Below are 12,535 nucleotides of genomic sequence, written 5' to 3'. Positions count from 1 at the left end.
CCGCAACGATCAGGAGACCGGGGCGTAGTTGTACAGGTTCGGAACGGCCTGCTGAATCTGCGGTTCTACGGTGACCTTCGAGTCATCGCTGTAGTACAGCTGATTCACGCGATACCAGGGAGCAAACCAGGCATTGTCGACGACATACTGGTTCACCTTCTTGGCAAGCTCACCGCTCTTATAGCCACCGAAATGCACGGCATCAATGTAGCCGGCAATTTCGTCATCGGTTGTCTTGAAGGGGTTGTAGGCGGCATCTGTCGAGATCATCTGGCGGATCGCAACCCATGGCTCGCCCTGGAAGATGCTGAACCATGCGACTGAGTACTTTCCCTGAATGATGTTCGGAACGTAGTCGGCGAATGTCGCTGACGAGTATTCGACGGTGATGCCAACATCCGCGAGCTGCTGCTTCGCCATTGCCATGAAGGTCTCGGTTCCGTCTGGCATCGGCATCTTCAGAGTGAAGCCATCGGGGTAACCGGCTTCGGCCAGGAGATCCTTCGCTTTCTCCGGGTCGTAGGTGTAAGCATCGTCGAGCTCGGGAATGTATGCGTCAGTCGTCTTGCCGAAGACCTGTGATGTGATCTCCCCCTCGCCGAGCAGTGCCTCGTCAAGCATCGTCTGGCGGTCAAATGCGTAGTTGATCGCCTTGCGAACTCGCACATCCTTCAGCTGAGGCGCAATTTCGCCGCCGCGGTCAAAGAGCAGGAAGCCTTGCCAATCGACGGGGTAGCTCGTCTTCTTGAGCCCCTTCTTATCTGCCTGCTTGCTGGTCTTGGGGTCGAGAAGCGTGGCATCGACCTGCCCGGAGACCACGGCGTTCACGCGTGCCGTGACGTCGGTAAGAACCTTGAAGACGACCTTGTCGTACTTTTGCAGGTCGGGGTTCCAGTAGTCGTCATTCTTGGTGAACGTGAATTGCGATCCGTTGACGGATGCCTCCTTGTCGAGCACGTACGGTCCGCTGCCGACAGGATCGGTCTTCACACCGTCTGTGCCGATTGCGTCGGGGCTCCCCATGAAACCGGCCGCTTGGCTGAGGTAGTACAGCATGGCAGGGTCGGGCTCACTGAGGTTGATATCGATGGTGTCGTCATCGACGACGTCAACGGATTCGATCGACTGTCCCTGGTTGGCATCAGGGCCATTCGCTTCGGTGAAGTGGTCGAGGTTAGCCTTCGCCGCTTTCGCGTCGAACGTCGCACCATCGGTGAACGTCACGTCATCGCGCAAATCGACTGTCAGCACTGTGTTGTCGTCGTTGTACTTCCATTCCGTGGCGAGCATCGGAGAGAGCGTGCCATCCGACTCACGCAGAATAAGCGTGTCGTAGGCAGCCTGGTAGATCTGCATCTGGTGGCCCAGGTGAGCCTGCGCTGGGTCGAATGAGTTGATGTTCTGCAGCACGCCAAGGGTCAGCGTTGTGGGGGCCGAGCCCGAGCCGCTGCCCGCGGCTGAGCCGGAGCATCCGGTGAGGGCAAGGGAAGCCGCAGCGACGACTGCCGCCGAAACCACCAGGGGTCGAAACTTCATTGTTTTCTCCTTGAGAGGATTCTCTGCATTGAGTGCAATCGGTTGCCAAAAATGGGTTGACTTCTGATGTGCTCTGCTAACGCTAGGACACGATTGCGGTTTTGGCAACCGATTGTCAAAAATTGTGACGCGGTAGAAATGTAGCTGTCAGAGGCACGCGAAACAGCCTCGGCACCCATGTCGAGGCTATTTCGCATTTACGTCATGATCGCGCGGGGAACGCGCCCTCGGCTTCGATACGCGCGTTGAGTTCGGTGAGGTAGCGTTCCTCATCGAAGTTGACCATGTCGACCTCTTCACCCGTCCAGGCAGACAGATGCATGGCGTTGGCGAGACGAACTCCGTTGATGCCGTCGGGGCCAGGGGCGATTAGTGGGGTTCCGTCGAGTATGTTAACGGCAAAGTTCTGCATAACGGTGGCGTGCTGCTGCCCCCAGACCGATTCATACTCGGTTGTCTCGGTCTCGAACAGCGCACCGGTGTCGAGCTGCCCCGTGAACAACTTGCGCACGTCATCCATGGACATGTTCTCGGAAATCGCTTGCTCCGGCGCCGTGAGTCGGGTGATCGTCACGGTCTTCGAGTTCTCAACGACGATCTTTCCCTTGTCGAAGAGCATCTCGAGGCGGTCTGTTCCCACGAGGTCGTGCGTCGCCGTCATGAAGTGACCGGTCGCGCCGTTGCCGAAGTCGACCAGAGCGTTAACCTCGTCTTCCACGGCAATGTCACGGCGAAAACCGAAGGCGAGTTTTGCAAAACACTTCTGCGGGACACCACACATCCACTGCCAGAGGTCGAGCTGGTGAGGAGCCTGGTTGACAAGTACGCCGCCTCCTTCGCCGCCCCAGGTGGCACGCCAGTCCGACTGGTCGTAGTAGCCCTGCGGCCGCCACCAGTTGGTGATGATCCACGACGTGTGGCGCAGGGCTCCGAGCTCGCCCGAAGCGATGAGGCTCTTCAGATCGACATACAGCGGGTTCGTGCGCTGGTTGAAGAACACGCCGAACGTGAGCTGCGGCTTCGAAGCCGCGAAATCGATGACCTCGCGCGCCTGTTTCGTATACACGCCCACGGGCTTCTCGAGCAGAGCGTGAACGCCGCGTTCAAGCGCGGCGATGCCCATCTCGGGGTGAAGGTAGTGCGGAACGCACGTGACGACAGCATCCACCTCTCCCGACTCGATCATGTCGATGTAGTTCTCGTAGAACGGAACACCGAGCTCCTCTGCGCCTGCCTTCTTATCGGGCAGGATGTCGCAGATGGCGCCGACCTCCATGTTCGGCACCATTCCGTCGCGAATGAAAGTGGCGTACATGCCGCCTTCTGCTCCGAAACCGATGATGCCAAGGCGAATCTTTGTGTCAGTCATGCTGTGATGCTCCGTTTCGATGCGGACGTGGTTTGCGTCATGCGCTCGGGATAGGACGAGGCGTATACCTCGGAGATGATCTCGACGGTTCGCGCTGCTTCAGCCGGCGTGATCCAGAAAGCGTGCGGTTCGTCGAGACGGCTGTAAAAATCGGTGATGAGCCGTTCGTGAGAGACGCCCCAGTACGAGCGCTCCCCCGTTGCGGTCAGCTCCTCGTCCACTGTCTCGACAGTGCCATCGTTCCATCGCACAGTGAGATTCTCACGGATGCTCAGATGCGCGCGCTCAGTGACGATGTCGATTGTCACGTGCTCGTTCGCCGAGTGCGCGAGCGTCGCATAGAACACGGAACGTGCACCGTTCTCATGGTGAAGCGTCATCTCTGCGGTGTCTTCGACCTCGATCGGAAGAACGCGAGTCGACGCGCTCCCCTCGACGGAGGCGACCGCGCCGACAAGCCACTGCAGCAGATCAAGCGTGTGGATCGCCTGATTCATGAGCAGGCCACCTCCCCCGTGCTCCCACGTTCCGCGCCACGGCGCAGCCGCGTAGTAGTCGGGAGTGCGATGCCAGATCACGGTGCCCGAGGCACCCGTCACCGGGCCAAGATGCCCAGAATCAAGCAGTTCTTTTGCAGCACGCACGGGAGTGTTGTACCGGTTCTGAAAGCACACGGCGATCTTCGCCGCACTGCGTGCTGCAGCAGCGACGACGGCAGCCGCCTGTTCGGGGTCGCGTGCGACGGGCTTCTCGACGATGACGTTGATACCAAGATCAAGCGCAGCGATCACCGCAGCAGAATGTTGCGAGTGCGGCGTGCACACGTGAACGACATCGGGCTTCGCCACGGCGAAGAGTTCTTCGTGGCCCGCGAAACCGGGAACACCTAGACGCGTCGAAGCCTCGTCGAGCCGATCGGCGTCGGTGTCGCAGACCGCGACGAGCTCAGCATCCGGCATTCCCTCAATCGCGTCACGGTGAAGTGCAGAGATGTCCCCGCACCCGATCACCGCCGCCCTCGTCGTCATCGGGTGCTCACACCAGCATCGGCGAGCAGCGCGGCGAACGCGCGTGCCGCGACACCGAACGACGTCGGGCCGGAGAATCCGCCGAGAGAGTGAGCCTCGCCCAGGTGAGGTTCGAGCGAGGCGAATCCGCTGTAGCCGTCGTTCTTCAGCGCTGTGATGGTCTGGAGCACCTGCCCGTCGCCGTGCCCGGCGGGAACGACATTGCCAGAGGCCGCCTCGGCGTCTTTCACCTGCAGGTAATCAAGGTAAGGACGAAGCATCGCATAACCCTCGTCGTGCGGGTGCGTTACACCGACCTGCACAAAGTTGGCACTATCCCAGGCGAGCCGAAGAGCAGACGATCCGACAGACTCGACAAGGTCGAGCACGCGCTCCGGGGTATCACCGTAGATGTCTTTCTCGTTCTCGTGCAGCAGCGTCACCTTCTCACGCTCGGCCTCGGTCGCGAGCACGCGCATGCGCGCCATGACGGCGTCGCGCGTACTCTCAACCGGGACCCCTTCCCCCCGGAAGAATGAAAATACCCGGATGCTGTCCGTGCCCAGCGCGTGCGCAACGCGGATGATCCGCTTCAGCCGCTGCACCTCGAGATCAGCGTCGAGCGAGACATCGACTTTCCCGATGGGCGAGGCGACAGCTGACACTCCCATGCCCGCATCCTTCAGCACCGCGGCAAGGCGTTCGAGCTGATCGTCGTCAAGATCAACGACGTTGACGCCCCACGCGCTGCGCACCTCAATGTGCTGGACGCCAAGGGCACGCAGCACCGCCACCTGCACGGCCGGGTCATCGTGGATCTCGTCGCCGAATCCCGAGAGGGTCCACGTCACCGTGCTCTCTGCCGCTGCATTGCCTGTCATCGTCTCGAACCGCCTTCGCTCGTTCACATCTGCGGGAACCTTGCGCGTGCAAGGCAATCATGGACACTCTAAGCACCCGTCGTCGCTTTCGCAACCGATTGCCACACAGAAGAATTGTGAAGGCAATGTGCACGAGACCAAGATCACAAGAACAATCTCGAGCAATTGGCAACCGATTGACAAAAGGAGATGCGCGGGCGAGAATATCTGGCGTAGCCCACTCTTTCGAATGTACGAGGAAAACGTCATGGTCGACCTGTCCCGCGCACCGTTCAACCTCTCACCCGACGCCATCGCCTGGGTCGAGACCACTCTGAGTTCGCTGTCGCTGGATGAGAAGCTCGGGCAGCTGTTCATCAATCTCGACACTTCCTTCGATGAGAGCTACCTCGATTCAGTCGTCTCCGAGCACAAGGTGGGTGGCATCCGGTTCATGGGCGCCGCATCTTCCGTCGTGCAGGCGCACATTCGCTACGCGCAGTCGAAGGCGAAGGTTCCCCTGCTCGTGGCGTCGAACCCCGAAATGGGCGGCGCAGGAAGCATTAGTGATGGAACCCTCGTCACCTCGCATCTCGGTGCCGGCTCAAGCCCCGACCCAGACGATGCTTATCGGCTCGGGTACGTCGGCGGCCGCGAGACAGCAGCGATCGGGTGTAATTGGGCCTTCGCACCCATCGTCGACATCCATCGCAACTGGCGCAATACGGTGATCGGCACCCGCTCGTTCGGCGACAACGCCGACATCGTCATCGAGCGCGCCAAACGGTACTTTGACGGTCTAAGCGAATCAGGCTCCGCGGCGGCGATGAAGCACTTTCCCGGTGACGGCATCGACGAACGCGACCAACACGTGGTCACCACCTACAACACGCTGGGCCACGATGAGTGGAACGACAGCTACGGGCGCGTCTACCGTGAGCTCATCGAGTACGGAGTGCAGTCGATCATGATCGGCCATATCGGGGCACCCGAGCTGTCTCGACACTTCAGGCCGGAGATGACGGATGCTGAGGTGAAGCCGGCGACACTCGCCCCAGAGCTGCTGCAAGATCTTCTGCGCGGCGAGCTCGGATTCAACGGGCTCATCATCACCGATGCGTCAATGATGGTCGGCTTCACACAGGCGCTGCCGCGCAGAGACGCGGTTCCCGCCGCAATTGCCGCCGGTTGCGACATGTTCTTATTCTTCCGCGACCCCGCAAAGGACCGTGCCTACCTGCGTGCGGGCATTGAGAACGGCGTCGTCACGGAAGAGCGCTTGAACGAGGCGCTGCTCCGCGTGCTGGGGCTCAAGGCATCGCTCGGTCTGCACGAGACGCCGCGCGACGAGCTCGTTCCCCCAGTCGATGCCCTCGAGGTCATCGGAAGCGACGAGCATCGCGCCATCGCGGCATCCGTCTCAGACCGCGCCGTGACGCTCGTGAAGGACACAGCCAACACGCTGCCGCTCACACCACAGAGTCACCCCCGCATTCGCTTGTATGGAATCACCGGGCAATCGGACTTCACCGGAACCGATCCGAGCGGCTACCTCGACATCGCGAAGCAGGAGCTTGAGCGTGCAGGGTTTGAGGTGCACGTGTTCAAGAATGCCCTGCAACGCGCGGCCGAGGGTGAAGAAGGTGTGTATTTTCACACCGTCATGGCCGACGAGGCCTCGGGCGACTACGCCGAGAAATATGATGCCGCTCTTGTTTTCGCCAACGTCGCCGGGTTTGCCCAGGAGGCAACGGTGCGCATTCACTGGTCGACGCCCATGGCAGCAGAGATCCCCTGGTACGTCACCGAGGTTCCCACCGTTCTCGTGTCGCTCAACCAACCCAACCATCTGATCGACGTTCCGATGGTGAAGACGCTCGTGCACGCTTACACCCCGAGCCGCGAGTCGATCAGAGCCGCGGTAGAGAAGATCACGGGCGCATCAGAGTTCACCGGAACCTTCAATGAGAACGTCTGGTGCGGCGCCACCTGGGGCACCCGGCTCTGACGGGCACCATACACAGTCAATCGACACACGTGACATCGACGTAATGAGGACGCACACATGGAGCTGAACTCCGACCCTGACCGCCTGTTTCCTGTCGACCCGCGAACCCGCGAGATCGCTCGAGGGCTCTACGCGAGCGTCGCCGAACTGCCGATCATCTCACCGCACGGCCACGTCGACCCGCGGATGCTGCTCGACGACGAGCCGTTTCCCAACCCGGCCGACCTCCTGCTGCGCTACGACCATTATGTGACGCGTCTGCTTCACGCCTCGGGCATCCACCTCAACGAGCTGGGTGTTCCTGATCGCTCGGGTGCCGCACCGACAGCGGAGCCGCGAGAGGCGTGGCGAAACTTCTGCGCCAACTGGCACCTGTTCGCAGGAACAGCATCCGGTTATTGGTTTCGCCATGAGTTCACCGAGCTGTTCGGCATCACCGAGCAGCCGGATGCCTCGAACGCCGACCGCCTCTACGACATGATTTCTGAGGTGCTGAAGCTCCCCAGCTTCCGCCCCCGTGCGCTGTTCGCCGACTTCGGCATCGAGGTGCTCGCGACGACGGATGACCCGCTCGACGACCTCGCGGCGCACGATGCTCTCGCGGCCGACCCGTTGTTCACAGGCCGTGTCACGCCGACGTTCCGCCCCGACGCGTACCTAAATCCAGCAAGTCCCGCGTTTATCAGCAACATCGAGCGACTCGCCGCGTGGAACGGAACCGCCGCCGACGACTACGCCGGTTATGTCTCAGCTCTTGAACAACGTCGCCGACACTTTGTCGAGCATGGAGCATTCTCAGCCGATCACGGGGTGTTGCAGCCGCTCACCGTCGACCTCGACCGTGACGAGGCCGCGTCGCTGTATGCGCGCGCCGTGCGCGGCAAGCTGAGTGATGCCGAGGCCGCCGTGTTCCAGGGGCACATGCTGCTCGAGTCCGCCCGAATGTCCGTCGAAGACGGCCTCGTGATGACAGTGCATCCCGGCGTTGCACGCAATCACAGCACGCCGACGTTCGAGAGGTTCGGCCCCGACACCGGCCACGACGTCCCCGTGCGCACTGAGTACGTCGAGAACCTTCGGCCGCTTCTACAGCGCTACGGCAACATTCCCGACTTCCACCTCGTGCTCTTCAGCGTCGACGAGACCTCGTACTCGCGCGAGATCGCGCCGCTCGCCGGCTTCTACCAGAGCCTGTACATCGGGGCGCCCTGGTGGTTTCTTGACGCGCCAGACGCCGTGCAGCGCTTTCGCTCGGCCGTCACCGAGACCGCTGGCTTCTACCGCAGCTCCGGATTCATCGACGACACACGCGCGTTCCTCTCCATTCCGGCACGTCACGACATGGCACGCCGCCTCGACTCCGCGTTTCTCGCCCGCCTGGTTGCTGAAGGACGCCTCGACGAGCCGATGGCACAGAAGATCGCCATCGACCTCGTCGACTCACTCCCCCGAAAGGTATTCAAGCTATGACGGCATCCACTCCCCTGACCCGCGAGGCGGCGTTCGGCGCAGAGTTCGCGGCACCACCACGCATTGTGCACATCGGCCTCGGTGCGTTCCACCGAGCACACCAGGCCTGGTACACGGCGCGCGCCGCCGACGCTTCGCAGTGGGGCATCGCGGCATTTACGGGGCGTAGCCCTCGGGCTGCTGAAGAGCTCACCGCACAGGGCGGCGTCTACACCCTCATCGAGCGCGCCGCAGACGGCGATAGCGCTGAGGTCATGCCCAGCATCGTCGAGGCGCACGACGGCGCCAACCTTGACCGGCTCCGCGAACTGCTCGCAGCGCCCAAGACAGCCATCGTCACACTCACGGTCACCGAGACGGCATACCGCGTCGGCGCGGACGGCTCGCCAAATCTCGACGACCCGGCGGTCACCCGCGATATCGACGCTCTCCGTTCTGGAGGCGATCCGGAGTCCGTTCTCGGCCGGCTCGTCAGCGGTCTCGCCGCACGCAAGGCAGCGGATGCTGGTGGCATCGCCGTCGTGTCGTGTGACAACATCCCCGACAACGGAGCACTCGTTCGCGCGGGCACCCTCGGGCTCGCCGAGCACGTTGACGCCACGTTGCACGCCTGGATCGCCGCACACGTCTCATTCGTCTCGACGTCCGTCGATCGCATCACACCGAGAACCACGGATGCTGACCGACAGACAGCTGAACAGCTGACCGGCTGGCGCGACGCCTGCCCCGTCGTCACGGAGCCGTTCTCGGACTGGGTGCTCAGCGGCGAATTTCCCGCGGGGCGCCCCGCTTGGGAGACCGCAGGGGCGCGATTCGTCGACGACATCGAACCGTTCGAACGCCGCAAGCTGTGGCTGCTCAACGGGGCGCACAGCCTTCTCGCATACACAGGACTGCTTCGCGGTCACCGTACGGTTGCCGATGCGATGGCCGACTCCGAGTGTCGCGCGTGGGTGCGTGAGCTCTGGGACGAGGATGTGCGTCATCTGCCGGCATCGCTCGATCTTGACTCCTACCGAGCGCAGCTCGAGGAGCGCTTCGACAACGCGCGCATCGCGCACCACCTTGCACAGATTGGCTTGGAGGGCTCAACGAAGCTCGGAGTGCGGGTTGCGCCGGTGATCACGGCGGAGCGCGCAGCAGGGCGTTCGGGCGCAGCATCCATTCGTGCGATCGCCGCGTGGGTTGCACTTCAGTTGGACGGTCTGGACATTCACGACGCCAACGCCGCCGACATTGTCAGGGCTCGTCGCTCACCGGACCCTGTGAGGGCGCTTCTCGCCGTCGTCGACGGCGATCTCGCACGAAACGATGACGTTGTCGCTGCCGTGACCCGGGCAAAAGAGCACGTTCATTCGGTCAGCACGCACGCTGCGGTCTGATGTTCTCCCCCGTCATGTGAACACGGCGGCTGAGGCTGTTTGCTAGCGTTGACTGTGGATTCTCCAGCGTCGCACGACTCCAGCACGTCAGCCGCACTCTCGTGCACTCACGACTTTCCCTTTCGCCCACAGAAAAACGAGGAGATCTCATGGCGGATACCGCACAAGCCAACATCGGCGTCATCGGAATGGCGGTGATGGGCTCCAATCTGGCCCGCAACCTCGCTAGCCGCGAAGGCAATTCCGTCGCAATCTACAACCGCTCCCCCGAGAAGACCCGCGCGGTGACCTCGGAATTTCCGGATGCCGGTTTCATCGCGTCCGAGTCGATCGAGGACTTCGTCGCGTCGCTGTCGTCTCCCCGCACCGCAATCATCATGGTTAAGGCGGGTGCAGGCACGGATGCTGTCATCAATCAGCTCACCGAGCACTTTGAGCCGGGCGACATCATCGTCGACGGCGGCAACGCACTGTTCACGGACACGATCCGCCGCGAGAAGGCCGTGCGCGAGACGGGCATCAATTTCGTCGGCGCCGGCATCTCCGGAGGCGAAGAGGGTGCGCTTCTCGGACCGAGCATCATGCCGGGCGGTTCAGCCGAGGCCTGGGAGACGCTTGGGCCGATCCTGAAGTCGATCGCTGCTGTCGCCGAGGGTGAGCCGTGTGTCACGCACGTCGGAACTGACGGCGCAGGTCACTTCGTGAAGATGGTTCACAACGGCATTGAATATGCCGATATGCAGCTGATCGCCGAAGCCTACGACCTCATCCGTCGCGGCACGGGCAAGACCCCGGCGGAAATCGCCGACATCTTCGCCGAGTGGAACACGGGCGAGCTCGAGTCGTACCTCATCGAAATCACCGCGGAGGTGCTGCGCCAGGTCGACGCCAGCACCGATAAGCCCCTCATCGACGTCATCCTCGACCAGGCCGGCGCCAAGGGCACAGGAGCCTGGACCGTGCAGACGGCACTTGATCTCGGCATCCCGGTATCGGGCATCGCCGAAGCAGTCTTCGCCCGCTCACTGTCGTCGAAGCCGGCTCAGCGTGCCGCGGCATCCACACTTCCTGGTCCGTCGTCCACGTGGCACGTGAAGGATACAGACGCGTTCATCGAAGACGTGCGTCAGGCGCTCTATGCGTCGAAGATCATCGCCTACTCGCAGGGCTTCGACGAGATCGTCGCCGGTGCTGAGCAGTACGGATGGGACATCAAGAAGGGCGACATCGCGAAGATCTGGCGTGGTGGCTGCATCATCCGCGCGCGCTTCTTGAACCGCATCACGGAGGCGTACGACGAGAACCCCGACCTTGTCGCTCTCGTCACCGCGCCGTTCTTCACTGAGATCGTATCTGCGGCGCAGGACTCATGGCGGCGCATCGTCGCGGGTGCTGCCCAGTCGGGCATCCCGGCTCCTGCGTTCTCGTCGTCGCTGTCGTACTACGACGGGCTGCGCGCTGACCGTCTGCCCGCTGCGCTCGTGCAGGGTCAGCGTGACTTCTTCGGTGCGCACACGTACAAGCGCGTCGACAAAGAGGGCACATTCCACACGCTGTGGTCGGGTGACCGCAGTGAGGTGAACGCCGAAGACACGCACTGAGCACCATCGGGTGACAAGAAAAGCCCCGCGGATCTAATCCGCGGGGCTTTTGTCATGTGTCAGTGTGACGCCACCTCGTACTCACTGAGAATCGTGCCTCGTGGACGCGTGGCACGAAGCGCCGACGTCATCCGATCGACGGCCTCGAGAAGGACGTCCCGCGGTGTCGCAAAATTGACACGCACGAACCCGCTCTCAGCTGCTCCGTGCTCGCCTCCCGGAGTCGTGGCGACAGCTGCCACGTCGCGCAGATACTCTGCAGCGTCGGCAAGCTCGAACTCACGCAGATCGAGCCAAGCGAGATAGGTGGCGTCCGGCGGGATCATGATGTGACCCAGTCCACTTTCGCCGAGAGCGTCCACCATGGCGTCCCGGTTTCCGCGGAGAACCTCGATCGCCTCGGTGAGCCACGGACCACCTGACGTCAGTGCGGCCTCGGTCGCGACCATTCCCAGGGGCGAGATCCCTCCCTTAGCCGCGCGCGGTATCCGCTCCCACGTGCGGTTGTCCGCTTCGTTCGTGAAGGCGATGAACGCGCATCGAAGACCCGGAATATTCCATGCTTTGCTGGCACTTGTGAACGTGATGCTGTGTTCCGCCGCACGCGACCCGACGCTCGAGTAGGGAATGAACTCTCGACCATAGCGAATCGGGGCGTGCACCTCGTCGGCAAAGACCCGTACCCGATACCGTTCAGCGAGATGGCTGATCGCCGTCAGCTCCGAGCGTGTGAAGACATGCCCTGTCGGATTCACGGGATTGCAGAGGATCAGCGAACCCGAGCCGTTCTTGAACGCATTCTCGAGCGCATCGAGGTCAAGCTCATAGCGATCCGTCGTCCTCGTCATGGGCACCTGGTAGATCAGCCTCTCGGCCGCAGTGACCGCATCGAGAAACCGACTGTACGTCGGGGTGATCACAGCAACCGGGGTCCCCGGAGCGGTGAAGTACCGGATCGCGTTCGTGAGCCCCTTGATGATGTCGGAGATCAGCCGAACCTGCTGGGGAGGGACGGACACCCCCTGCGCGCCGAGCCATCGGCTGGCCACGGCAGGCAGCGTGCTGTCTGCGTCCGGAATTGGATAGCCAAAGGCCTGCCTGCCGACAGCATCCTGCACCGCGTTCAGGATCGGATCAGCGACGGGGAAATCCATTTCGGCAACCGTAAGATCGATCGTCGAGGACGGATACACTCCCCATCGCTTGCAGCCCCGCGCCCGCGAGTCGTCAATGGTCCAGTCGCTGATCTTCATTTCTTCCTTTTCTCATGTCGATGAATGCGTGGCGCCGCCGAAACGGTGC

At 62.2% G+C, this 12,535-nt stretch carries 9 protein-coding genes; 4 read left to right on the top strand and 5 right to left on the bottom strand.

Translation table 11 applies throughout. From position 1 onward, the window contains the following. Nucleotides 1-9: 9 nt before the first annotated feature. From HCR76_RS05425 to HCR76_RS05410, 4 genes are all read right to left on the bottom strand, one after another. Complete coding sequence (locus tag HCR76_RS05425) at nt 10-1,536, bottom strand: ABC transporter substrate-binding protein (protein WP_166988939.1); 1,527 nt, start codon at nt 1,534-1,536, stop codon at nt 10-12. A gap of 202 nt (nt 1,537-1,738) precedes the next feature. Then, on the bottom strand, nt 1,739-2,905 hold the full coding sequence (locus tag HCR76_RS05420) for a Gfo/Idh/MocA family protein (protein ID WP_166988938.1): 1,167 nt from the start codon (nt 2,903-2,905) through the stop codon (nt 1,739-1,741). Beyond that, nucleotides 2,902-3,933, bottom strand: coding sequence for a Gfo/Idh/MocA family protein (locus tag HCR76_RS05415; RefSeq protein ID WP_166988936.1), 1,032 nt, complete (start codon nt 3,931-3,933; stop codon nt 2,902-2,904). Before HCR76_RS05415 ends, HCR76_RS05420 begins: the two co-directional genes overlap by 4 nt. After that, nucleotides 3,930-4,793, bottom strand: a complete 864-nt coding sequence (locus tag HCR76_RS05410) for a sugar phosphate isomerase/epimerase family protein (protein ID WP_166988934.1) — start codon at nt 4,791-4,793, stop codon at nt 3,930-3,932. The genes HCR76_RS05415 and HCR76_RS05410 overlap by 4 nt, the downstream gene beginning before the upstream one ends. 247 nt (nt 4,794-5,040) lie before the next feature. Here HCR76_RS05410 and HCR76_RS05405 point away from each other — a divergent pair, with 247 nt between their 5' ends. The 4 genes from HCR76_RS05405 (at nt 5,041) to gnd (ending at nt 11,233) form a co-directional block, all read left to right on the top strand. After that, entirely contained in the window at nt 5,041-6,780 is a 1,740-nt protein-coding gene (locus HCR76_RS05405) for a glycoside hydrolase family 3 protein (protein ID WP_244971491.1), read from the top strand. 57 nt (nt 6,781-6,837) lie between these two features. Beyond that, a complete protein-coding gene (uxaC, locus tag HCR76_RS05400) occupies nt 6,838-8,250 on the top strand; it encodes a glucuronate isomerase (protein WP_166988931.1) in 1,413 nt (470 codons plus the stop codon). Further along, nucleotides 8,247-9,632 (top strand): mannitol dehydrogenase family protein, encoded by a 1,386-nt coding sequence (locus HCR76_RS05395; RefSeq protein ID WP_166988929.1) that lies wholly within the window; start codon nt 8,247-8,249, stop codon nt 9,630-9,632. Before uxaC ends, HCR76_RS05395 begins: the two co-directional genes overlap by 4 nt. 149 nt (nt 9,633-9,781) lie before the next feature. After that, the gene (gene gnd / locus HCR76_RS05390) at nt 9,782-11,233 is read left to right on the top strand and encodes an NADP-dependent phosphogluconate dehydrogenase (protein ID WP_166988927.1); all 1,452 of its coding nucleotides are present in this window, start codon (nt 9,782-9,784) and stop codon (nt 11,231-11,233) included. A 59-nt stretch (nt 11,234-11,292) separates the two neighbouring features. On the opposite strand, the gene HCR76_RS05385 is transcribed toward gnd, so the two are convergent. Continuing rightward, nucleotides 11,293-12,486: a MalY/PatB family protein gene (locus tag HCR76_RS05385; RefSeq protein ID WP_166988924.1), complete on the bottom strand. Its 1,194-nt coding sequence runs from the start codon at nt 12,484-12,486 to the stop codon at nt 11,293-11,295. Nucleotides 12,487-12,535 lie beyond the last annotated feature (49 nt).

The organism is Paramicrobacterium chengjingii, from assembly GCF_011751765.2.
GTDB classification, from domain to species: Bacteria; Actinomycetota; Actinomycetes; order Actinomycetales; family Microbacteriaceae; genus Paramicrobacterium; species Paramicrobacterium chengjingii.
The sequence above is the reverse complement of the archived record's forward strand: the minus strand, read 5'-3'. Positions and strand labels throughout refer to the sequence as shown.

Coding starts and splice junctions, on each gene's coding strand:
- HCR76_RS05410 (WP_166988934.1), bottom strand. CDS start 4,793: ATGACAGGCAATGCAGCGGCAGAGAGCACGGTGACGTGGACCCTCTCG.
- HCR76_RS05405 (WP_244971491.1), top strand. CDS start 5,041: ATGGTCGACCTGTCCCGCGCACCGTTCAACCTCTCACCCGACGCCATC.
- HCR76_RS05425 (WP_166988939.1), bottom strand. CDS start 1,536: ATGAAGTTTCGACCCCTGGTGGTTTCGGCGGCAGTCGTCGCTGCGGCT.
- HCR76_RS05385 (WP_166988924.1), bottom strand. CDS start 12,486: ATGAAGATCAGCGACTGGACCATTGACGACTCGCGGGCGCGGGGCTGC.
- HCR76_RS05420 (WP_166988938.1), bottom strand. CDS start 2,905: ATGACTGACACAAAGATTCGCCTTGGCATCATCGGTTTCGGAGCAGAA.
- HCR76_RS05395 (WP_166988929.1), top strand. CDS start 8,247: ATGACGGCATCCACTCCCCTGACCCGCGAGGCGGCGTTCGGCGCAGAG.
- gnd (WP_166988927.1), top strand. CDS start 9,782: ATGGCGGATACCGCACAAGCCAACATCGGCGTCATCGGAATGGCGGTG.
- HCR76_RS05415 (WP_166988936.1), bottom strand. CDS start 3,933: ATGACGACGAGGGCGGCGGTGATCGGGTGCGGGGACATCTCTGCACTT.
- uxaC (WP_166988931.1), top strand. CDS start 6,838: ATGGAGCTGAACTCCGACCCTGACCGCCTGTTTCCTGTCGACCCGCGA.